A 22,845-nucleotide genomic window follows, 5' to 3' on the forward strand; every position below is an offset into this window, starting at 1 on the left:
TCCTGGAACACCATCTGCATTTCGGCGCGCAGCGGGCGGCAGGCGGATTCAGGCAGGGTGGTGATGTCGCGGCCCTGGAAGCGGATGCGGCCGGCGCTGGGCTTCAGCAGGCGGATGACGGCGCGGCCAATGGTGGATTTGCCGGAGCCGCTTTCCCCGACCACGCCGAGCGTTTCGCCCGCCGCGATGGAGAAGGAGACGCCATTCACCGCATGCACCGTGCGGCCGCCCTGGGCGGGAAAGTGCTTTTGCAGCTCCTCCACCTGCAGCACGGGCGTCATGCCGCCACCCGGTGGCAGCGCACGATGTGGCCTGCACCCAGTGCCACATCCGGCGGCGGCTGCGCGCAATCGGCGCCGGCCTGCGGGCAGCGGTCGCGATAGGCGCAGCCCTCCGGCAGGCGGAACAGATTCGGTGGCGGGCCGCCGACGCTGCGCGGGCCGCCGAGTTGTAGGCGTTCCGGCGTCGCGCCGATCAGGTTCGCGGTGTAGGGGTGCGAGGGGTTGGCGAAGACCTGGCGCACCGGGCCGGATTCGACGATGGCGCCGGCATACATCACCGCCATCTCATCGCAGTAATGCGCCACCACGCCGAGGTCATGGGTGATGATCATGGCGCCGATACCCGTCCGTCGCACCAGGTCGCGCAGCAGGTCCAGGATCTGCGCCTGCACGGTCACATCGAGGCCCGTGGTCGGCTCATCCGCGATCAGCAGTCGCGGCGCGTTCATCAGCGCCAGCGCGATCAGCACGCGCTGCGCCATGCCGCCCGAGAGTTCATGCGGCCAGGCGGCCATGCGCCGCGCCGGGTCCGGGATGCCGAGCGAGGCCAGCATCTCCACCGCCCGGTCGCGTGCCGCGCGCTCGCTCACCTTGCGATGGGCGCGGTGGATGCGGATGAGCTGGTCGCCGATGCGGCTGAGCGGGTCGAGCGAGGATTTCGGGCTCTGCACCACCAGCGAGATGTCGCGGCCGCGCAGCGTATTGACCTGCGCGTCCGGCATCGCCAGCAGGTCCTGGCCCTCGAACATTGCGCGCCCGCCGACGACGCGCGCCGGCGGGCGCAGCAGGCCCATGATGGAGGTGGCGGTGAGCGACTTGCCGGCGCCGGTTTCACCGACCAGGCCGAGGATGCGCCCGGCGTCGAGCGTGAAGGACACGCCGTTCAGCGCGCGCGCGGTGCGTATCTGGTTGTCCAGGTCGCGCGAGATGAAGTGGGTGTGCAGGTCTTCGACAGATAGAAGCGTCACCGCGTGGCAGCCTTCCGGCGCGGGTCCAGCATGTCCTGCATTCCATCGCCCAGCATGTTCAGCCCAAGCACCATCAGGATCAGCGCCATGCCCGGGAAGATGCCGACCCACCACTGGCCGGTGACGAGATACTCCGCCCCCTGGCGGATCATCGCGCCCCATTCCGGGGTCGGCGGCTGGATGCCGACGCCGAGGAAGGCGAGCGTCGCGGAGATTCGCACCGCCCAGGCGGCGCGCACCGCGGTCTGCGCCATGGCGCCCTGGATGGCGTTGGGCAGGATATGCACGAACAGGATGCGCCAGGTGGGATTGCCCGCGGCGACCGCGGATTCGACGAAGGTGGAGCCACGCAGCGCGATGACTTCCGCCCGCACCACCCGGGCAAAAACCGGGCTGTCCAGGAAGCCGATCACCAGCACCACGTTCAGCAGCGAGGGCCCCGCGGCGGCGACCACGGCGAGTGCGAGGATGATGGAGGGAAACACGCGCAGCGCATCGAAGCCGCGCATCATGATCTCATCCGGCCAGCCACCGCGATAGCCGGTGTAGAGGCCGAGCGGCACGCCCGCCAGCAGCCCCACCAGCACCGCCGGGATGGCGATGCCAAAGGCCCAGCCGGCGCCGGCGATGACGCGGGACAGCACATCCATGCCGTTGCCGTCCGTGCCGAACAGATGCGCCCCGCCCGGCGGCGCCAGCACGTTGCGCGGCTGCGCCTGGATCGGATCGAAGGGCGCAAGCCACGGCGCAAATGCCGCCATCAGCGCGAAGACCAGCAGGATGGCGGCGCCAATCGCCAGCGTCGGGCTGCGCCGCGTGATGCCGGCGATCCGCAGCGCCCAGCGCGGCGGGGCGGCGACGCTCGCGCTCATGGCGCCACCCCGGCGCGCGGTTCGGTCAGCATGACGAAGACATCCACCGCCAGGAACACCAGAACGGAGAACAGCGCCAGCACCAGCACGTAACCCTGCACCACGGCGAAATCCCCGGCGATGATGGCCGACAGCCCGTACTGCCCAAGCCCGCCCCAGGCGAAGACGTATTCGATGAGGGAGGTGGTGCCCACCAGGCCGGTGATCTCCGTGCCGATGAAGGTCACCACCGGCGTCATGCTGTTGCGCAGCGCCATGGCGCGGACCTGCCGGTCCGGCAGGCCCTGCGCGCGGGCGTAGCGGATATAGTCCGAGGCCAGCACCTCCAGCGCGATCGCCCGCGTCTGCTTGATGATCGGCGCGGCGCAGATGATGGCTACGCACAGCACCGGCAGCACCAGTTGGCCGAAGGCGGAACCCGCCGCTTCCCAATCCGCGGCCAGCAGCCCGTCGATCAGGTAGCTGCCGGTGATGCGGTCCGGCGGTGTCAGGAACAGGTCGATCCGCCCCATCCCCGGTGGCGCCCAGCCGAGCAGGTAGAAGAACACGAACAACATGATCAGGCCGAGCCAATAGGTCGGCACGGAAAAGCCCAGCAGTGACAGGAAGCGCGTGACCTGATCGAACCCCCCATCGGGGCGGAAGGCGGCGCGCAGCCCGACGGGAATGCCGAGGCCGGCGCCGATCAGCACACCCCAGAACATCAGCTCGATGGTTGCCGGCGCGCGGTCCAGGATCTCGGCCAGCACCGGCCGGTTGCTCAGCCAGCTATTGCCGAGGTCGCCCTGCAGCACCTTGCCGAAATAGACGCCGAACTGCACCCAGATCGGCTGGTCCAGCGCGAGGGAGGCGCGGACCAGCGCGATCTCCTCCGTCGTCGCGGTCGGGCCGGCGAGCAGCCCGACCGGGTCGCTGCCGCTGATCCGCACCAGCAGGAAGGTGAACAACAGGATCACCGCCAGCAGCGGCACGACCAGCAGGATGCGCCGGGCGAGTAGCCCGGACATCAACCCACCTTCAGGTCGTACCAGCGCTCATGATCATCCGGATGCGGGCACCAGCCGGAGATGTTGGGCGCCATCGCCTCCCAGACCGAAGGATAGACCGTGGCGATCCAGGGCGCTTCCTCCATCCACAGCGCCTGCGCCTGGCGCATCAGGTCGTTGCGGCGCGGCACGTCCAGGCTCTGCCGTGCCTCGTCGATCAGCGCGTCCATGCGCCGGTCGGCGAAGCGTGCGCGGTTGGAGACGCCCTGCGAATGCGCCAGCAGATAGGTGGTGTAGACCGGGTCGAGCACGATGCCGCCATCCTCGAAGGCGAAGAACGGCATGTCCTGCCGCGCCGGGGCGCCGCGGGCGCGCATGTCGCTGTCGCTGATCCTTGCGGCGCGCGCCTTTACGCCGATGGATTGAAGCTGGGACGCCACCTGGATCGACAGCGCCTCCTCCCAGTTGAAGATCTGGCTGTAGAGGATTTCGACCTCCTGGTTGAAGTCGTAATTCGCCTGCGCCAGCAGCGCCTTCGCCTGGTCCGGGTTGTAGTCATACTTGAAGGCGCTGGGGTCGTAGCCGGCGACAATCGGCGGGATGATGGAGCGCGCCTGTTCCGCCAGGCCGAAGAACACGCCCTGGATCAGCGCCTGCTTGTCGACCGCATAGTTGAAGGCCTGCCGCACCAGCTTGTTGTCGAAGGGCGGGAAGCGGAGGTTCATGCGCAGCGAGGCGATGGTGCGGCCGAAGCTGTCCTGCGTCTTCACCCGCCGGTCCACGCGCAGCTCCGCCACCTGTTGCAGCAGCGGGCGATGGATCCACTGCACCTGGCCGCCGCGCAGCAGCGTGATGCGCGATGCGGCAGATGGCACGGCGCGGAAGATCACGCGGTTGAAATGCGGCTGTTCGCGGAAGTAGTTCGGGTTGGCGACGAACACCGCCTGTTCGCCGGACCGCACCTGTTCGAGGTGGTAGGCGCCGAAGCCCGCGGTGTTGGTTTCCATCCACTTCAGGCCCCAGGGGTCCTCCGCCGTGGCGTGCTTCTTCACCTCCGTGCTGTCGTAGATGCCCGGCACATACAGGGTCAGCGCCGAGAGCAGGATCAGGCTGGGGGCGGAAAGCGTGAATTCCACCTCGTAGCGGGAGGTCGCCTTCACGGCGGTGACATTGGCGACATTGGCGATGAAGTTGCCGGTGCGGCGCTGGGCGAAGGATTTGGCCCAGCTCCATTCCACATCCGCCGCCGTCAGCTCATTCCCGTAGAAGCTTTTCACGCCGGACCGCAACTTGAAGACCCAGTTTTTGCCGTCCGCGGAGCTCGTCCAGCTTTCGGCCAGGTGGCCCTCGATCACGTCCGGGTTCAAATAGGGGCGGCCATCGCGTTCGGTGCGGCCGTAGCGGGTCAGGCCCTCATAGACCTGCACCACGGTTTCCTGGGTGCCGGGGCGCAGCGCATCGCCATCGAAACCTTCCGGCGCGCCAGGGGCGGCCAGCAGCAGGGTGCGGCCGCCGCGCTGCGCCAGCACGGCAGGGGCGCCGAGCGAAGTTCCGGCGGCCAGTGCCATGGTTCCCAGCAGAAGGTCGCGCCGTTCGATCGTCATCAATTCGGTTCCCTGTTCGCCCCGCGCGCATTGACACCGCTTCCGGCAAATATATCAAGACTGGGATGCAAGCGCCGTCTCGGGGCGCAACAGGCAGAGGGGCTATCCCATGCACGATCTGGTCATCCGCGGCGGCACCATTGTGGACGGTACCGGCCAGCCCGCCTTCACCGGCGACGTGGCGATCGATGGCGACCGCATCACCCAGGTCGGCGGCAAGGCCGGCCCGGCGAAGCGCGACGTGCCGGCGGAAGGGCGGCTGGTGACGCCGGGCTGGGTCGACGTCCACACCCATTACGACGGCCAGGCCACCTGGGACCCGGTTCTCGCGCCCAGCGTCTGGCACGGCGCCACCACGGTGCTGTTCGGCAATTGCGGCGTCGGCTTCGCCCCGGTCCGCAAGCGCGACCACAAGGCGCTGATCGACCTGATGGAGGGGGTGGAGGATATTCCCGGCATCACCCTGACCGAGGGGCTGAAGTGGAACTGGGAGAGCTTCCCGGAATACCTGGATGTGCTGGGTTCCATGCCGCGCACCATCGATATTGGTGCGCAGATCGCCCACCACCCGCTACGCGTCTATGTGATGGGCGAGCGCGGGCTGAACCGGCAGGCGGCGACGGCCGATGACATGGAGGAGATGGCGACGCTGACGGAGCATGCGCTCCGCGCCGGCGCCTTCGGCTTCACCACCTCCCGCACCGACCAGCACAAGACACCGACCGGGGATCTGGTGCCCGGGCGCTATGCCGAGGAGAAGGAGCTGCTGGCGATCGGCCGCGCCATGGGCCGCGCCGGCCGCGGCACCTTCGGCATGCTTTCGGATTTTGAGGATGAGGCGGCGGATTTCCGCTGGATGCGGGAGCTTTCGACCATTTCGGGCCGTCCGGTCTGGTTCCTTCTGACCGACCGCAACTACGACCCGCAGCGCTGGCGCCGGCTGATGGCGAATGTGGATGCGGCGCGGGCCGATGGCCTTCCGCTATCCGCGCAGGTGGCCTGCCGGCCGGTCGGGCTGATCCTGGGCCTCACAACCTCCCTGAACCCCTTCGCGCTGCGCGAGGGCTTTCATGAACTCGCCGCGCTGCCGCCGAAGGAACAGCTGGCAAAGCTGCGGGAGCCGGCGGTTCGCGCAAAAATCCTGGCGGAGGAAGCCTCGGAGCGGCTGCTGCATGTCGTGCCGCCGCTGTCGCGGCAGATCGCGACGCGCTGGGACAACATGTTCGCCCTGGGCGACCCGCCGGATTACGAGCCCCCGCCGGAGCGTTCGATCGCCGCGCTGGCCGCCAAGGCCGGGCAGGACCCGGCGGCCTATTGCTACGACTACCTGACCGCCGATGATGGCGGGCGGATGCTGTATTTCCCGGTGGTGAACTATGTCGGCGGCGACCTGTCCGTCGTGCATGACATGATGCTGCACAAGCATACGGTGAACGGGCTTTCGGATGGCGGTGCGCATTGCGGCGTGATCTGCGATGCCTCCATGCCCAGCTTCATGCTGACCCATTGGGTGCGGGATCGGGCGCGCGGCGACCGCGTGCCGCTGGAATTCGCGGTGAAGCGGCAGACCAGCGAGACGGCGGATTTCTTCGGCATGACGGATCGTGGCCGTCTGCAGGTCGGCAAGAAGGCCGATGTCAACGTCATCGATTTCGAGGCGCTGCGCCTGCACCATCCGGAGATGATCTACGACCTGCCCGCCGGCGGCCGCCGCCTGGTGCAGCGGGTGGAGGGCTACGACATGACGATCGTGTCGGGCCAGCCGATCATGGAGCGGGGGCAGGAGACGGGCGCGCGGCCGGGGCAACTGGTGCGCGCGACGCGGTAGGCAAGGTGGCCGGAAGCGGAGACCCCGCTTCCGGCCCTTTGTTCAGCCTTCGGACTCGTCCGGCTCGGCCGCCGTGCAGACCATGGCTTCGGTCGTCATCAGCAGGCCCGCGACAGACGCCGCGTGCTGCAGGGCGGCACGCACCACCTTGGTCGGGTCGATGATGCCGGCCGCGACCAGGTCCTTGTGCTCGCCGGACTGGGCGTCGTAGCCCCAGCTCGGATCCGGGTTGCGCAGCACATCGCCGGCCACCACGGCGCCATCCTCGCCGGCATTGGTGGCGATCTGCCGCAGCGGCGCGGACAATGCACGACGGACGATCTCGATGCCGAATTTCTGGTCGGCATCCTCGGCATTCAGGCTCGCCAGGATCAGGCTGGCGCGCAGCAGCGCGACGCCGCCGCCGGGGACGATGCCTTCCTCAACCGCGGCGCGGGTCGCATGCAGCGCGTCCTCGACGCGGTCCTTGCGTTCCTTCACCTCGACCTCGGTATTGCCGCCGACCTTGATGACGGCGACGCCGCCGGCCAGCTTGGCCAGGCGTTCCTGGAGCTTTTCCTTGTCGTAGTCCGAGGTCGTGTCCTCGATCTGCGCCTTGATCTGGGCGATGCGCGCCTGGATCGCGTCCTTCTCACCAGCGCCATCGACGATGGTGGTGGTTTCCTTCTCGATCCGCACGCGCTTGGCGGTGCCGAGCATCTCGAGCGTCACATTCTCGAGCTTCATGCCGAGATCCTCGGAGATCACCTGCGCGCCGGTCAGCGCCGCGATGTCTTCCAGCATCGCCTTGCGGCGATCGCCGAAGCCCGGGGCCTTCACGGCGGCGACCTTCAGCCCGCCGCGCAGCTTGTTCACCACCAGGGTCGCCAGCGTCTCGCCCTCGATATCCTCGGCGATGATCAGCAGCGGGCGGCCGGATTGCGCGACGGTTTCCAGCAGCGGCAGGAAGGTCTGCAGGGCGGAGAGCTTCTTCTCGCAGATCAGGATGTAGGGGGCTTCCAGCTCGACCGCCATCTTCTCCGCATTGGTGACGAAGTAGGGCGAGAGGTAGCCGCGGTCGAACTGCATGCCATCGACGATCTCCAGCTCGGTGGCGGCGATCTTGCCTTCCTCGATGGAAATCACGCCTTCCTTGCCGACCTTGGTCATCGCTTCCGCGATCATCCGGCCGATCTCGGCCTCGCCATTGGCGGAGACGGTGCCGACCTGGGCGATCTCGGCCTCGCTGGAGATCGGGCGGCTGCGTGCGGCAAGTTCCGCCACCAGCGCGACCACGGCGGCATCGACGCCGCGCTTCAGGCCCATCGGGCTCATGCCGGCGGCAACCGCCTGCATGCCTTCGCGGGCGATGGCCTGGGCCAGGACGATGGCGGTGGTGGTGCCGTCACCGGCAATGTCCTTGGTCTTGGACGCCACTTCCCGCACCAGCTGCGCGCCCATGTTCTCCATGCGGTCGGGCAGCTCGATCTCCATGGCGACGGAAACGCCGTCCTTGGTGATGCGCGGCGCGCCCCAGCTCTTGGCCAGCAGCACGTTGCGACCCTTCGGGCCGAGCGTGACCTTCACGGCCTGGGCGAGGGTGTCCACGCCGCGCAGCATCCGCTTGCGGGCATCGGCGCCGAAGCGCACGTCTTTGGCTGGCATTTTTCGAATTCCTTGTTGGGCGCGCGCGGCGTCATGGCCTGCGGCCTGGCATGAAAGGCACGGCGTGGCGGCCTTGCGGCCGCCGAATTCAGGCCGTCATGACGCCCAGCAGGTCGGATTCCTTCAGGATCAACAGGTCTTCCCCGTCGATCTTGACCTCGGTGCCGGACCATTTGCCGAACAGCACGCGGTCGCCGGCCTTCACATCCAGCGGCGTCAGGTGGCCATTGGCATGGATCGCGCCCGGGCCGGCGGCGACGATCTCGCCTTCCTGCGGCTTCTCCTGGGCGGTGTCGGGGATGATGATCCCGCCGGCGGTCTTTTCCTCAGCCGCGACGCGGCGCAGCAGGACGCGGTCCTGCAGGGGACGGAAGCTCATGATGGGGCTCTTTCGAGGATGTCGCGTCCCGGACAGGGACAGCCGCGCGGGCTGGCACTCGGCCCCTCGGAGTGCCAGAGATATCGGCCTGCACGGGGGTCAGTGCAAGTCCAAACCGTCCCGCGGGACGTTTCAGCGCATCGCCTGGGCCAGAATGGGCGCCAGGCGCTGCGCCCAGGCCTCGATCCCGGCCGCATCGGCCAGAAGATCCTGCCGCACCTCGATCAGCGCGGCCGGGATGCCGCGCGCATCGCCATGCACCGGTACGGTGTAGTCCTCCGCCAGTTCGATCCGGTAGGGCTCATTGTCCCCCACCGTCAGCGCCGGGTCCTGGCGCAGCCCGGCGATCAGGGCAGCGCCGAAGCCGGTGGCCTCCCCATACAGCACGCCGGCTTGCCAGGGGCGGGGCGTGCCGTGGAACACCGGGGTGAAGCTGTGCACGCCGAGCAGGAAGCGCGTCGGCCGCGCATCCAGGAACCGCGCGATGCGGTGCTGGAAGGGCCAGAAATATTCGTCCTGGCGTTGGGCGATTTCGGCCGCCGTCAGTCCCTGGTTGCCCGGGATGTCCGTGGCCTCGCTGCGCGCCGAAATGCTGCTCGGCACGCCGGGCGGGCGGTTGCAGTCGATCAGCAGACGCGAATAGCCGGACAGGAACAGCGGCGCGTCCAGCAGCGCCGCCAGCCGCCCGGCCAGCGCCGCCGCGCCGATGTCCCAGGCGATGTGGCGTTGCAGCTCCTCGGGCGGCAGGCCCAGCGCGGCGTAGCGCGCCGGGATGTGGTTGCTGGCGTGCTCGCAGACCAGCACCAGCGGCGACCTGCCGCCCTCATTCACCACGCTGACGGCAGGCACCATCTCAACCGGCGACCTCGTCCGTGAAGACCTGGAAATCGGTCATGGTGCACTGGCCGAAGGTGGTGGTGATGGCGACATCCGTCGCATCCCGCCCGCGGGCCATCAGGATGCGGCCGATGCGCGGCTGGTTGTTGCGGGCATCGAAGGTATGCCAGGCGCCGTCCAGAAACACCTCGAACCAGGCGGCGAAATCCATCGGGCCATAGGGCGGCGGCATGCCGATATCGCCGAGATAGCCGGTGCAGTAGCGCGCCGGAATGTTGACGCAGCGGCACAGCGTGACCGCCAGATGCGCGAAATCCCGGCAGACGCCGACCTGTTCCCGATGCGCGTCATGCGCGCTGCGGGTGGCGCTGGCCTTCATGTAGTCGAATTTGATGTGGTTGTGCGCGTAGTCGCAGATCGCCTGCACCCGCGCCCAGCCTTCCGGCCCCTGGCCGAACTGCGCCCAGGCGAAGTCACCCAGCTTGTCCGTGTCGCAGTAGCGGCTGCCCAGCAGGTAGACCAGCGCCTCATCCGGCAGATCCTCCACCCGGTGCTGGCGGGCATAGGGATACAGCGGGTCTGGCCGCCCGGTATCCTGCACCAGCAGCCTGGTCGAGATCACCAGCTGCCCGGCGGGCGCCACGATTCGGGTGCAGGTATTGCCGAAGCCGTCGCGATAGTGCTTCGCGGGGATCGCGGGCTCGAAATTGACCTGGTGCGGGCCGATCAAATCCGGGGTGCGGGACGGATGCGGGCTGATCATCAGCAGCATCGGGGTCGGCTGCGGGCATTCGTAGGTGATCTGGCAGCCGGCGCTGATGCGCATGGCGGACTCCTTGGTTGAAGGCGTGGGTTCTCGGCCGGTGGCCGAGTCGCAATGACGTGAACGAAATGAAATCGCGCGGGTTCCCCGCATTGGGCCGAAGCGGGTCCCCCGCGCCAGGCCGGGCCGGGTCCCCCGCGCAAGGCCAGGGCGGGTCCCCCGCGTTAGTCAGAGGCGGGTCCCCCGCGTTAGTCAGGGGCGGGTCCCCCGCTTTAGTCAGAGGCGTGTCCCCCGCATTGGGCCGAAAGGCGAGTTCCCCGTATTTGGGCCGCAGCCGCCGGTAGACAGCGGCAGGGTGGGGCGCCACCATGACGTGTCCAGATGACAAGCACGCCAACCAGCCGCTTCCCCGCCTCCGGACCACCAGACCCTCGCGGGCCGGTGGCACGTGATGGGCTGGGGCTGAAGCCCGGTGCGGCGCCGCTGCGGATCGGCTTCGTCCTGATACCCGGCTTTCCGATGCTGACCTATGCCTGTTCGGTGGAGCCCTTCCGCGCCGCCAATGATCTGGCCGGCGCCGCGCTCTACCGCTGGGTGCATATCTCGCCGGATGGCCTGCCGGTGCGCGCCTCCAACGGCGTGTCCATCGTGGCGGAACAGGGTACGGACCAGCCGGGCCAGGTGGATGCGCTGTTCGTCTGCGCCGGCGGCAACCCCTCCGGCTTCGAGGATGCGGCAACCCTTGCCTGGCTGCGGGGCGAGGCAGCGCGCGGTATCCGGATCGGCGGCGTCTCCGGCGGCCCCTATATCCTGGCCCGCGCCGGGCTGCTGGCCGGGTATCGCTGCACCGCGCATTGGGAATACATTCCAGCCATGGCGGAACGCTTCCCCAGCCTGACCCTGACCCGGTCGCTGTATGAGGTGGACCGGGATCGCTGCACCGCCTCCGGCGGCACCGCCGCGCTCGACATGATGATGGCGCTGATCGAGGCTGTTCACGGCCGCGCCCTGGCCCGCGCCGTCGCCGAGTGGTTCCTGCACACCAGGCCCCGCGCGGGGGATGAGCCGCAGCGGATGAGCCTGCGCGAACGCTACGACACCGGCCACCCCAGCCTGCTGGCGGTGCTGGACCAGATGGAGCGCGCCATCGAGGACCCGCTGCCGCGCGACGCGCTGGCCGAATCGGCCGGGCTTTCGGTGCGGCAGCTGGAGCGGCTGTTCCGCAGCCACCTGGGCCGCACCATCGGCGCGCATTACCTCGGCCTGCGGCTGGATCATGCCAGACGGCTGTTGCAGCAGACCGCGCTGTCGGTGCTGGAGGTGGCGATGGCCAGCGGCTTCGTCAGCGCCGCGCATTTCTCCCGCGCCTATGCCACGCGCTTCGGCCGCCCGCCGCGGCTGGATCGCGGCGGGCCGGCGCGCGCGGGCCGGCTGGCGAAGCGGCAATGAGGCGATCACCGGGTCGATAACGGCTTCAGCCCGCGCTCGATCTCGGCGCGGCGCGGCTCCAGGAAGGGCGGCAGGGCCAGGCTTTCGCCCAGGCTCTCCATTGGCTCATCGGTTGCGAAGCCGGGGCCGTCGGTGGCGATCTCATACAGGATGCCGTTCGGTTCCCGCGTGTACAGGCTGCGGAAGTAGAAACGATCGACCGGACCGGAGGAGGGGATGCGCAGGCGCTGCAGGCGGTCCACCCAGCCCTCATATTCGTCATCCCGCACCCGGAAGGCGACATGATGCACGCCGCCGGCGCCGGGACGGGCCTGCGGCAGATGCGGTTCCACCCGCACATGCAGCTCTGCCGCCGGGCCGCCCTCGCCCATCTCGAAGACATGGATGCGGCTGCGCGGATCATCCGGGGCGGCGTGTTCGCCGGCCGCGCGCATTGCCATCACCTGCGTCAGGAACCGGGCGGTGGGGGTGAGTTCGGGCACGCTGATGGTGATGGGGCCGAGGCCGCGAATCTGCTGCGCCGACGGCACCGGGCTGCGGTCCCAGGGGTGGAAGTGGCCGGTGCCGCCATCATCCAGCAGGGTCAGGCGCTGGCCTTCGGGGTCTTCGAACGCCATCTGTTGGCGCCCGGCCACAAGCTGCACCGGGCCATGCTTCACATCATGTTCCGTGAAGCGCTTGGCCCAGTAGGCGAAGGCCCCGGCGCCCGCCACGCGCAGCGCGGTGCCGGTGATGGCCTGGGTGCCGCGCCGCTCCGGCCCCACCGGCCAGTCGAAGAAGGTGAGGTCGGTGCCCGGACTGGCCACGCCATCGGCGTAGAACAGGTGATAGGCGCTGACATCATCCTGGTTGACGGTTTTCTTCACCAGCCGCATGCCGAGGATGCGGGTGTAGAAATCATGATTGCCGGGTGCATCGGCCGAAACCGCGGTCAGATGGTGGATTCCGTGAAGCTGCATCATCGATTTCCTTCGTCATTGCCACCTATGACGCGGCGCGCGGGGGCGAGGTTGCCTGGACTGCATGGTCGCGTGATTCCGACTTTCCGGTGGATCAACCTCAACCCATCACACCCTAGCGCTGCCCGTCCCAGGCGCTGATCGCATCCTGCGTCAGTCCGCCGACACGCGCATGCGGCCGCCCGCCGGTGGTCATGGCCAGGGCGAACAGGATTTCATCCGCGCGCGGCGCGTCCGGCACGGTTGCGGTGATGCCGTCGAAATGGCTGCGGACATAGGCGGCGTTGCGGTGGTGGATGGGCAGGTCGAGCAGGGCGCCCATCGGCCCGACCTTGGTCATGGACGGCACGATGGAGAGTGCCTGGCCGAGCAGGCCGCGCATCGCATAGCCCCCCGCCACATGCCACAGCGCGCCGTGCTCCAGTTCCCCGGCCGCGCCGACCAGGCCGCCCTTGCCATAGGCCTCGATCCGCGCCGGATCGCCTCCGAGGCCGGCGAGAAGTTTCTGCGCCACCATCAGGCCGATCGGCTTCATCGCCTCCATCATCCACATCAGCTCCGGCTCATGCCGCCCGGCGAAGGGATTTTTCAGGACGACAGCGCACCAGCCCTTCAGGACCGGCGTGGGCAGCGGCGGGCCGCCATCATGGCGCACTTCCTCCACGCACAGCACGGTTTTTCGGATGTCGAGCGTCTGGGTCATGGCTGGGATTCCGTCAGCTGGGGGAAGCCGGCGCCGGCGAGCCGAAGCTGGCCGCGGAGGCGCAGCGCGGCGGCGCGGATCAGTCCTGCGCGAAAGCAGGACTCCGCGAAGGCAGCACCGGTTTCGAGGGCGGCGTCGATCTCGTTCGTGGTGAGCGCGCCGACCTCCGTCGTCACCAGCCGCGCGCCGAGGTCGCTATCCGGGTCCAGCCCGTAGGCGGGGCGGCGCGCGATGGCGGGGCTGGCGACATCCACCGCATTGGCGATCAGCGTCGCCGCCACATCCGCCGCCGCGGCCGTGGCGGCCAGCACCGTCACGGCATCGGCAATACCGAGAGAGAAGGATCGCCCATGCCGGCCGGAGGTGGCGACGCCACCAATGCCATCCGCCGCGCGCAGATGCAGCGCGCCATCGAAGCCCGTACCGGGCTGCGGGCTGGCCGCCAGCCCGATATCCAGCCCGGCGCCCGGCAGCACGGCAATGTCGCCGCCATCATTGACGAAGGCGCGCGTGAGGCCCGGCGCGGCATCCTGCATCGCGGCCAGCAGCGCATCCGCCACCGCGCCGGCGACGGCCGCCATGGGCGTGACGAAGACGCCGCGGGCCGCATGGGGCAGGCAGGCGGCGTGCATCGCCCGTGCGATGGTGCCGCGCGGCGGCGTGGCCGGGTCGGCCGCACGGCGCAGCGACGGCAATTCGACGACCAGTTCATCCAGCACTGTCTGGAACCGGGCGACGGCGGCGGCTTCGGCCAGCGTGACGGCATCCGGCGGCCCCCAGGCGCGCAGCACCACGTCGATCGGGCCGTGCTGAAGATGCAGCCGGTCCCCGGTCAGGCGCTGCACGCTGGGCATCTCAGCCGGGAAACGGCCAGGGATTGCCGGCCTGCCAATCCTCGACGCGCAGCGATGGACCGAGGTCGCGGAGGAGATCCTGCACCGGCACGATCTCGGACATATGGCCGCCGAGGCGTTCATACAGCGCGCGTGGCAGGGTGAACTCGATCGGCGCGACCAGAGCCGGCGTCGGCACATAGCCAAAGGCGTTCTTCGGCAGCCGCAGCACATCCGCCATGACGGTGATGCCGCCGCCGGGCCAGAGATAGACCGGCGCGCCACCCATGGTGACGCGCGTCTCGCCCGAGGCCACGCTGCGCGTCAGCAGCACGGGATTCTCCGTCACGCCGGCCCGCAGCGATCCGCCGGCACCTGCCATGAAGATGACTGAACACAGCGAGGGTTCGCAATTCTCGCCGATGCGTTCCACGACCTTCGCGACGCCCGGCGGCATCTCTGCGGGGACCGGCTTGAGGGAGGCGTCCAGCACGCACCACAGCGCATCCTCCCCGGTGGTGGAGGTCAGCAGCAGGCGCAGGCCCGGCCAGGCGATCTTAAGGTCGATGCTTTCGATGATCGCCAGCGGGTCGCTGATATCCGTGCCGCCCCAGCCGAGGCCGGGATTGGCCACCTGGAAATACCGCCCCGGCGTGGAGCGCCGCCCACGCAGGCGGATGCCGGTGGGCTTCATGCCGAGCACCTTGCCCGCCTGGTGTTCGGACAGCAGCCCGGTGATGTGGTCATCCACCACGATCACCTCATCCACCTGGCCGAGCCATTGCTGCGCGAAGATGCCGATGGTGGCGCTGCCGCAGCCGACGCGCATCCGCACTTCCGGCTTGCCATCCACCACCGGCGCCTGGCCGGCCTGCACGCGCACCGCGTGGCCACCATCGATGGTGAGCTCCACCGCTTCCCCCGCACACAGCTTCAGCAGCGTGTCGCAGGTGGTGGTACCTTCGCGCTTGGAGCCGCCCGTGAGGTGCCGCACACCGCCGAGCGACAGCATCTGGCTGCCGTATTCGGCGGTGGTGACATGGCCCACCTGTTCGCCATTCGCACGCACGGCGGCGGCCTCGGCAGCCAGATGGCGATCCGTGTCGATCTTCACCTTCACGCCGCAATAGCTGAAGATGCCCTCCGTCACGATGGTGACGGTATCCATCCCCGCATGCTGCGCGCCGACGATGAAGGGGGCGGGCTTGTAGTCCGGATAGGTGGTGCCGGCGCCGATGCCGGTGACGAAGGCGCGCGACGGATCGAGCAACTGCCCATCCCAGCCACCTCCCGCGAAGGCCACCACCGGCCCGCCCGATTCCACCGCGCGCGCCAGCGTCACCGCCGGATCGGTGCGGATCAACTGGCCATTGTCGTTGGCATAGCGTGAACAGGCGCCGCTGCGGCCGGGGCGGATACGGCACAGCACCGGGCAGGCATCGCAGCGCACGATGCCCTGGTCGCCCTCCGCCGCGCCGAATTTCTGCGAGCGTGCGGCGAGGCTGCCATGGTCGCTCATTGCATCTGTTCCCACAGCCGGTGCGGCAGCACGGGAACCTGGCGCATGGTGATCCCGGTGGCGTGGCGGATGGCGGAGAGGATGGCGGGCGCCGTCGGCACCAGCGCCGGTTCGCCCACTCCCTTGGCGCCATAGGGGCCCTCGGGCTCCGGATCCTCGATCAGGTGGACGTCGATCTCCGGCACGTCGCCCGCGGTCGGGATCAGGTAGTCGTGCAGGTTCTCGGTGCGCCCGGGGATGAACTCCTCCATCAGCGCCAGGCCCAGCCCCTGCGCGATGCCGCCATGGATCTGGCCGAGCACGAGGGTGGGATTCACCGCGCGCCCGACATCCTGCGCCGCGACGATGCGCCGCACCTTCGTGACGCCCAGCGCCGTATCCACCGAAACCAGCGCGATCTGCGCGGCGAAGCCATAGGTGGCGTAGGGCGTGCCCTGGCCATTCTCGTCGAGCGCCGTGGTCGCCGGGTCGTAGCGACCTTCCGCTTCCAGGTCTTCGGCCAGCGCCGCGAGGTCGATGACGCGCGCATCGCCCACGCGAAGCTGCGTGCCCTCCAGCGCCAGCACCGCATCCTCCCCCGCATTGGCCAGCGCCAGGATGCGCCGCCGCAGCGCCAGCCCCGTCTCCATCGCGGCACGGCCACTCACAAAGGTCTGGCGTGACGCGCTGGTCTTGCCCGCGTCGTAGGTGCGGGAGGTATCGCCGAGCACGAAACGGAACTGCCTCAGCGGCAGCCCGAGCGCATCCGCGCAGATCTGCGCCATGACCGTGGTGCTGCCCTGGCCGATATCCACGGCGCCATTGAACAGCGTCAGCGTACCATCGCGCGCCAGCGTCAGCTTCATGCGGGAAGGGTTGGACATGCTGGTATTGCCGCAACCATACCACATGCAGGCAATGCCGGCGCCGAGCCGCACGCGCGGCAAACCCGCATTGTGCGCGGCCACCTGCGCCAGCATCGCATCCCAAGCCGGTTTCAGCGCATCCAGGCATTCCGGCAGCCCGGCGGAGGCGTGCAACACCTGCCCGCTATGCGTTGTGTCGCCGCGGCCAATGGCGTTGCGGCGGCGGATTTCCCAGCGATCCAGTCCGAGTTGCTCGGCCAGGTCATCCACCAGCGATTCGGTGGCGATTGCCGCCTGCGGCACGCCGAAGCCGCGAAAGGCGCCGGCGGGCGTGTCGTTGGTGTAGATGGCGCGCGCGCGGTTGCGGAGATTGGCGATGCGGTAGGGGCCGCCCGCATGGACGGGCACGCGGTTGGCGACGGTGGCGCCCCAGCTCGCATAGGCGCCGGTGTTGAAATCCGCGTCGAATTCGTAGCTGGTGAAGCGGCCCTCCGCATCGGCGGCCATGCGCGCGGTGATGCGGGCCGGGTGGCGCTTGGTCGTGCTGGCCATGCTTTCGGCGCGGGAATAGACGATGCGCACCGGCCGGTTCAGCTTGCGCGCAGCGACCGCAAGCAGGGGCTGCACCGAGACATCCAGCTTGCCGCCAAAACCGCCGCCACAGGCACTCGGCCGGATACGCACCGCATCCTCCGCCACACCGAGGACGCGCGCGGTTTCCTCGCGGTCCATGTAGGGTGCCTGGGTGCAGGCGAAGATCTCCATGCCGATGCCATCCGGCGCGGGCTGCGCGTAGCCGGCCTCGGGCTCGATATAGGCGTGTTCGACGAAGGCGGTGGTGAAGCGGCCCTCGGCATTGGCGACGTCGCGCGCCGGCGTGCCGCGGTTCAGCCCGCCTTCGATCAGCAGGTTGCCCGGCGCATGCGCGTGCAGTTGCGGCGCATCCTCCGCGCTGGCTGCGGCCGTGCCGTGCAGCGCGGGCAGGGGGTGCCAGGTGATGGGCAGCGCCGCATCGCGCACCGCCGCCACGGCTTCCCGCGTGCCGACCAGGCCGAGCACGGCCTCGCCACGGAAGCGCACCAGGCCATCGGCCAGCACGGGCTGGTCCTTCAGATTGGGCATGATGCCGAAGGCGTTCACGCCCGGTACATCGGCGGCGGTCAGGATGGCCTCCAGCCCCAGCGCGTGCCGCGCGGCTTCGAGATCACCGAGGCTGAAGCGGGCGCTTGCATGCGGTGAGCGCACCACGCGCAGCCACAGCGCATCCACTGGCGCCTCATCCGCGCCGAAGCGGTCCGTGCCATCCAGCTTCGCCACGCCATCCAGCCGCGCGATGCTCGCACCCACCGCCTCGCCTGCCCGTGGTGGCGCAATGGCCTGCGGCGCGGCATCCAGCACCGCATCGAGGATCTTCGCGTAACCTGTGCAGCGGCAAAGCACGCCGCCCAGCGCGTCGCGCACCGCCGCACGGTCCGGTGTCGGATCGCGCAGCAGCAGATCGACCGCCGCCATCAGCATGCCCGGCGAGCAGATGCCGCATTGTGCCGCGCCATGCACAAGAAAGGCGGCGCGTAGCCGCGCGAGCACGGCGCCCACAGCGCCCTGTGTCGCCTCAACCGTGTGGATCTGCGCGCCCTGTGCCTGTGCGGAAGGGATCAGGCAGGCGCAGGCCTGGGCGCCATCCACCAGCACGGTACAGGCGCCGCAATCACCGGCATTGCAGCCTTCCTTCGTGCCGGTCAGGCCGAGCCGTTCGCGCAGCGTATCCGACAGCGGCGCAAAGGGCGGGGCGGAGACGGTGCAGGGCGCACCGTTCAGGGTGAAGGCGATGTCGATCATCCGCGCGCCTCCAGCAGGTCTCGCAGCAGCACCAGCGCGGCGTCGCGGCGATAGGCGGCGGTGGCGCGGATGTCGTCGATCGGGGACAGCCCCGCCAGATGATGCGGCTGCACCAGCTGCGCGGCCTTGGCACGCTCCACCCCGCGCAAGGCGGCCTCCAGCAACGGCAGGCGCTGCGCCACCGCCGAACAGGCGCCGAGCGCGATGCGTGCTTCCGCAACGCGCCCGGCCGCATCGGTGGCGATGACGCCGGCCGCCATGGCGATCGAAATCACCAGGTAATGCCGTGCACCCAGCTTGCGGAAGCCGCCCTGCGCATTCTCCAGCCTCGGCACATGCAGGGCGGTGGCCAGTTCATCCGCTGCCAGGGCTGTGGCGCGATAGCCAGTGAGGAACACCGCCACGGGCAGTACGCGCAGGCCGCGCGGGCTGGCAACCTCCACCGTTGCATTCAGCGCCAGAAGGTTTGGAATGCCGTCGCCGGCCGGGGAAGCGGTGACGAGATTGCCCACCAGCGTGCCGCGATTCTGCACCTGCATGCCGCCCACTTCGCGCGCGGCGGCCTTCAACCCATCGAAGATCGGTGGCAGCTTCGCACGCATCAGGCTGGACCAGGTAGCCAGACAGCCAATGCGCCAGCCCGCGGCTGTTTCATCGATGTCGCGCAGGCCGGGGATGGCGCTGAGATCCAGCACGTCCTTATGCGTCGGATCGCCCCAGGCGGCGCGCGCGGTGCGAGCGGGGAAGATATCCGTGCCGCCGGCCAGCACGGCCACATCCGCGCCAGCGCGGATCGCCAGCGCATCCTGCAATGTCGTCGGGCGATGATAGGCGGTCATCCCCACAGCGCCTTCGCCTGGTCGGCCGTGTAGTAGCCGCGCCGCACATCCTGCGCGACCAGCGCCGGGTCGCGGTCCTGCGGGTTGCCATAGCCGCCGCCGCCCGGTGTCATCACCTCCACCCGATCGCCCGCGCGCAGATGCAGGCCCTGATCCTTCGACAGATGCAGCGGTATGGTGGTGGTGCCGTTGCGGTGCAGCTTTACGATGTTCTTTGCACCCTCGCCGCCGCCGAGCACGCCGGGTGGGCCGAAGCGGCCATGGTCCATGACGAAACTCGCCTTGGCCTCGCCACGCAGCAGTTCCACCTCGTAATGCACACCGAATCCGCCACGCTGCGCGCCGGCGCCGCCGGAGGCTTCATGGATCGCGAAACGCCTGAACAGGACAGGGTAGTATTGTTCCATCACCTCGACCGGAGCGGTCTTGCTGATGCCGATGGTGGAGCAGCCATTGGTCAGCCCATCGGCTTCCGCATTGCCGCCATAGCCGCCGCCGGTGATCTGGTACATCACATAGCCGGCGTTGCGCGCCGGGTCGAAACCGCCGAGCGCGAAATTGCCGGATGTGCCGGCGGGCGCCGCCCAGACCTCCGCCGGCAGCGCCTGCGCGATGGCGAGGAACACCGCCTCCGCAATCCGCTGCGAGACTTCCGCCGCGCAGCCGGAGACCGGGCGCGGATATTTCGCGTCGAGGAAAGTGCCCTCCGGCCGGATCACGCGTAGCGGCACGAAGGTGCCGGCATTGATCGGAACATCCGGAAAAATGTGCTTCATCGCGAGGTAGACGGCGGAACAGGTGGTGGCCCAGACGGAATTCATCGGCCCCTGGCAAGGCGGCGACGAATCGCCGAGATCGAAGACCAGCTCATCGCCCTGCCGCGTGACGGTCAGCGCGATCCGCAGCGGCGCATCCACCACGCCATCCGAGTCGACGAAGGTTTCGGCTGAATAGACACCATCCGGGATGCGCCGGATTTCCGCCAGCATGCGCTCCGCCGCACGTGCGCGAATGCCGGCAATGGCTTCGCGCAGCGTGATCAGGCCGTAGCGGGACACCATTTCGTTCAGCCGCGACTCGCCGACGAGAAGCGCCGAGGCCTGCGCCTTGATATCGCCGATGCGCTGGTCCGCGACGCGGATATTGGATTGGATGATGGACAGGATCTCCCGGTCCAGCACGCCCTTCTTGAACAGCTTCACGGGCGGCAGGCGCAGGCCTTCCTGCTCCACCTCCGTCGCATGTGCAGAAAAGCCGCCCGGCACCATGCCGCCAATGTCCGGCCAATGACCCGTGTTCTGCAGCCAGCAGAACAGCTCGCCAGCCACGAAGAAGGGCCTGGCGAAACGCACATCCATCAGATGCGTGCCGCCCAGATACGGGTCGTTGACGATGTAGATGTCGCCCGGCTCCGGCGCCGCCACCGCGCCTTCGCCGATCAGCCGCACCAGATGCGCCGCCGAATGCGCCATGGTGCCGACAAAGACCGGCAGGCCGAGTTCGCCCTGCGCGATCAGCGCGCCATCCTCGGCGGCGTAGATGCCATCCGATCGGTCATCAGCCTCGGCAATGACGGGCGAGAAGGCGGCGCGGGAGAAGGTGATGTCCATCTCGTTGCAGACCTGCTGCAGGCCGGCCTGGATCACGGCGAGGGTCAGCGCATCGATCATGGCAGCACCGTAATGCGGAGATTGCCGATGGCATCGACCACGGCTTCGGAGCGCGGCTCCAGTACCGTCGTCGCATCCGCCTGCTGGATGATGGCGGGGCCGGCGATGCGCGCACCCTCCGCAAGCTTCTCGCGCTGCCAGACCGTGGCGCGGTGCCAGGCGCCCTCGGCGTAGAGCGCACGCTCTCCCACCCGCGCGTCACCGACACGCGCGGCGGCATCGAGCAGCGTGGCGAGCGGGAAGGGGCGGCGGCGGCCGATGACCGTGGTCAGCAGGTTCACCAGCACCGCACGAATTTCGGGAAGCTGTACCTGGAAGCGGGCGAAATAGGCGGCCTCGAAGGCGGTCTGGATTTCCGCGCGCGCCATCTCCGCGCGCGGCAGGGCAACGCGGATCAGATGCGTCTGGCCGCGGAACTGCATATCCGCCGCGTGCAATATTTCGGTTCGTTCGATCTCCGCGCTATCCGCCGTGACCACGGCCAGCGCGCGATCGCGCTGTGCCGCCAATGTCTCGGCGATCTCGGCCTCCGAAACATCGTCCAGCCCGCGATTCAGCGTGTTCACCGCATCCTGCCGCAGATCCGCCACCAGGCAGCCCAGCGCATTGGTCAGGCCCGGTCGTGCGGGGACCAGCACCATCGGGATGCCGATCTCGCGTGCCAGCGCCACCGCATGCAGCGGCCCGGCGCCGCCGAAGGCGAACAGGCAGAAATCGCGGGGGTCATGGCCGCGGGAGAGTGAGACCATGCGGATCGCGCCCGCCATATGCACATTGGCCAGCCGCAGCGTCGCCTCCGCCGCCTGTTCCACCGCCATGCCGAGCGGTGCGCCAATCTGGTCCGCAAACGCCGCGCGCACGCGCTCCATCGGCACCGCATCCCGCACCGCCAGCAAGCGTGCAGGGTCGAGCCGCCCGAGTACCAGATTCGCATCCGTAATGGTGGGCCTTGTGCCGCCACGCCCGAAGCAGATCGGCCCCGGCAGGCTGCCTGCGCTTTCCGGCCCGACGCGGAACATCCCCGCGCGGTCGATGCCGGCGATGGAGCCGCCGCCGGCGCCGACGGTCCGCACATCCACCATCGGCAGATGGATCGGCAGGCCATAGGCGATGGACAATTCGGCGGAGACTTCCGGCACCCCGCCCGCGATCAGCGCCACATCGGTGGAGGTGCCGCCCATGTCGTAGGTGATGGCATTCCGCAGCCCGCTTTGCGCCAGCGTCGCCGCCGCGGCCATGACGCCGGAGGCGGGGCCGGACATCACGGTCTTCGCCGCCTCCCGCGCCACCAGCCGGGCCGGCACGGTGCCGCCATTGCCGTTCATCACCAGCAGCTCGCGCTTGTGGCCTTGGGCTGCGAGCTGGGCCTGCAGGCGCGTGATGTAGCGATCCAGGATCGGTTGCACCGCGGCGTTCACCGCCGCCGTGGTGCCGCGTTCATATTCGCGGAATTCCGAGAGCAGCTCGTGGCCAAGCGTGACGTAGTCATTCGGCCATATGCTGCGCGCGATCTCCCCGGCGCGGCGTTCATGCGCCGGGTTGGCGTAGGCGTGCAGGAAATGCACGACCAGCGCCTCGCAGCCCTCGGCCAGCAAAGCGCGCACCTCGCGCGCCACCGCATCCTCATCCAGCGGCGTCACCACGCCGCCGCGCGCATCCATCCGCTCCGCCACTTCGCGCCGCCATTCGCGCGGCACCAGCGGTTCGAAGCTGCCCTTCAGCCCGTAGGGGTTGGGCCGCGTGCGGCGGCCGAGTTCCAGAACGTCGCGGAAACCGGCGGTGGTGATCAGGCCGACCTTCGCCAGCTTGCGTTCCAGCACCGCATTGGTGGTGGCCGTGGTGCCATGGATGATGAGGTCGAGCTCGGCCGGTGAGCTGCCTGCCGCCGCGATCGCGGCCAGAACGCCATCGGCCTGGTTCGCCGTGGTCGTCGGCACCTTGGCCAGCCGCACGTGGCCATCCGCGTCCTGCAGCAGCAGGTCGGTGAAGGTGCCGCCCACGTCGATGCCGGCGGTGATGCGGGACAT

18 protein-coding genes and 1 pseudogene are annotated in these 22,845 nt (G+C 69.0%); 2 read left to right on the top strand and 17 right to left on the bottom strand.

What is annotated here, in order from left to right; translation table 11 throughout:
• The 5 genes from Q8S40_RS11320 to Q8S40_RS11340 form a co-directional block, all read right to left on the bottom strand.
• On the bottom strand, nt 1-281 hold a 281-nt coding region (locus Q8S40_RS11320), incomplete at its 3' end, for an ATP-binding cassette domain-containing protein (protein WP_305670483.1).
• Nucleotides 278-1,249: an ABC transporter ATP-binding protein gene (locus Q8S40_RS11325; RefSeq protein WP_305670484.1), complete on the bottom strand. Its 972-nt coding sequence runs from the start codon at nt 1,247-1,249 to the stop codon at nt 278-280. The genes Q8S40_RS11325 and Q8S40_RS11320, both read right to left, overlap by 4 nt.
• The gene (locus Q8S40_RS11330) at nt 1,246-2,121 is read right to left on the bottom strand and encodes an ABC transporter permease (protein WP_305670485.1); all 876 of its coding nucleotides are present in this window, start codon (nt 2,119-2,121) and stop codon (nt 1,246-1,248) included. Before Q8S40_RS11330 ends, Q8S40_RS11325 begins: the two co-directional genes overlap by 4 nt.
• On the bottom strand, nt 2,118-3,128 hold the full coding sequence (locus tag Q8S40_RS11335) for an ABC transporter permease (RefSeq protein ID WP_304814967.1): 1,011 nt from the start codon (nt 3,126-3,128) through the stop codon (nt 2,118-2,120). The genes Q8S40_RS11330 and Q8S40_RS11335 overlap by 4 nt, the downstream gene beginning before the upstream one ends.
• Nucleotides 3,128-4,711, bottom strand: coding sequence for an ABC transporter substrate-binding protein (locus Q8S40_RS11340; protein ID WP_305670486.1), 1,584 nt, complete (start codon nt 4,709-4,711; stop codon nt 3,128-3,130). The genes Q8S40_RS11335 and Q8S40_RS11340 overlap by 1 nt, the downstream gene beginning before the upstream one ends.
• Before the next feature lie 109 nt (nt 4,712-4,820).
• Here Q8S40_RS11340 and Q8S40_RS11345 point away from each other — a divergent pair, with 109 nt between their 5' ends.
• A complete protein-coding gene (locus Q8S40_RS11345; RefSeq protein WP_305670487.1) occupies nt 4,821-6,539 on the top strand; it encodes an amidohydrolase family protein in 1,719 nt (572 codons plus the stop codon).
• Nucleotides 6,540-6,603: 64 nt separating this feature from the next.
• On the opposite strand, the pseudogene groL reads toward Q8S40_RS11345, so the two are convergent.
• The 4 genes and pseudogenes from groL to Q8S40_RS11365 all read right to left on the bottom strand — a co-directional run.
• Nucleotides 6,604-8,183: pseudogene (groL, locus tag Q8S40_RS11350) on the bottom strand (chaperonin GroEL); the annotation flags it as partial.
• Nucleotides 8,184-8,271: 88 nt separating this feature from the next.
• A complete protein-coding gene (gene groES, locus Q8S40_RS11355) occupies nt 8,272-8,562 on the bottom strand; it encodes a co-chaperone GroES (protein ID WP_305670488.1) in 291 nt (96 codons plus the stop codon).
• A 132-nt stretch (nt 8,563-8,694) separates the two neighbouring features.
• The gene (locus Q8S40_RS11360) at nt 8,695-9,414 is read right to left on the bottom strand and encodes an N-formylglutamate amidohydrolase (RefSeq protein WP_305670489.1); all 720 of its coding nucleotides are present in this window, start codon (nt 9,412-9,414) and stop codon (nt 8,695-8,697) included.
• A gap of 1 nt (nt 9,415) precedes the next feature.
• A complete protein-coding gene (locus tag Q8S40_RS11365; protein ID WP_305670490.1) occupies nt 9,416-10,225 on the bottom strand; it encodes a transglutaminase family protein in 810 nt (269 codons plus the stop codon).
• Between the two features lie 318 nt (nt 10,226-10,543).
• Here Q8S40_RS11365 and Q8S40_RS11370 point away from each other — a divergent pair, with 318 nt between their 5' ends.
• Nucleotides 10,544-11,611, top strand: coding sequence for a GlxA family transcriptional regulator (locus Q8S40_RS11370; protein ID WP_304814961.1), 1,068 nt, complete (start codon nt 10,544-10,546; stop codon nt 11,609-11,611).
• 5 nt (nt 11,612-11,616) lie between these two features.
• Here the strand turns inward: Q8S40_RS11370 and Q8S40_RS11375 are convergent, their stop codons facing one another.
• From Q8S40_RS11375 to Q8S40_RS11410, 8 genes are all read right to left on the bottom strand, one after another.
• A complete protein-coding gene (locus Q8S40_RS11375) occupies nt 11,617-12,570 on the bottom strand; it encodes a ring-cleaving dioxygenase (protein WP_305670491.1) in 954 nt (317 codons plus the stop codon).
• Between the two features lie 115 nt (nt 12,571-12,685).
• Nucleotides 12,686-13,273, bottom strand: a complete 588-nt coding sequence (locus Q8S40_RS11380; RefSeq protein WP_304814959.1) for an amino acid synthesis family protein — start codon at nt 13,271-13,273, stop codon at nt 12,686-12,688.
• Entirely contained in the window at nt 13,270-14,127 is an 858-nt protein-coding gene (locus Q8S40_RS11385) for a UPF0280 family protein (RefSeq protein WP_305670492.1), read from the bottom strand. Before Q8S40_RS11385 ends, Q8S40_RS11380 begins: the two co-directional genes overlap by 4 nt.
• Before the next feature lies 1 nt (nt 14,128).
• Nucleotides 14,129-15,625, bottom strand: coding sequence for a 6-hydroxynicotinate reductase (locus Q8S40_RS11390; protein WP_305670493.1), 1,497 nt, complete (start codon nt 15,623-15,625; stop codon nt 14,129-14,131).
• The gene (locus Q8S40_RS11395; protein ID WP_305670494.1) at nt 15,622-18,309 is read right to left on the bottom strand and encodes a molybdopterin cofactor-binding domain-containing protein; all 2,688 of its coding nucleotides are present in this window, start codon (nt 18,307-18,309) and stop codon (nt 15,622-15,624) included. The genes Q8S40_RS11390 and Q8S40_RS11395 overlap by 4 nt, the downstream gene beginning before the upstream one ends.
• Complete coding sequence (locus tag Q8S40_RS11400; RefSeq protein ID WP_305670495.1) at nt 18,306-19,148, bottom strand: xanthine dehydrogenase family protein subunit M; 843 nt, start codon at nt 19,146-19,148, stop codon at nt 18,306-18,308. The genes Q8S40_RS11395 and Q8S40_RS11400 overlap by 4 nt, the downstream gene beginning before the upstream one ends.
• Nucleotides 19,145-20,818: a hydantoinase B/oxoprolinase family protein gene (locus tag Q8S40_RS11405; RefSeq protein ID WP_305670496.1), complete on the bottom strand. Its 1,674-nt coding sequence runs from the start codon at nt 20,816-20,818 to the stop codon at nt 19,145-19,147. The genes Q8S40_RS11400 and Q8S40_RS11405 overlap by 4 nt, the downstream gene beginning before the upstream one ends.
• Nucleotides 20,815-22,845, bottom strand: coding sequence for a hydantoinase/oxoprolinase family protein (locus tag Q8S40_RS11410; protein WP_305670497.1), 2,031 nt, complete (start codon nt 22,843-22,845; stop codon nt 20,815-20,817). Before Q8S40_RS11410 ends, Q8S40_RS11405 begins: the two co-directional genes overlap by 4 nt.

The organism is Falsiroseomonas sp. (assembly GCF_030695085.1).
Taxonomy (GTDB): Bacteria; Pseudomonadota; Alphaproteobacteria; order Acetobacterales; family Acetobacteraceae; genus Falsiroseomonas.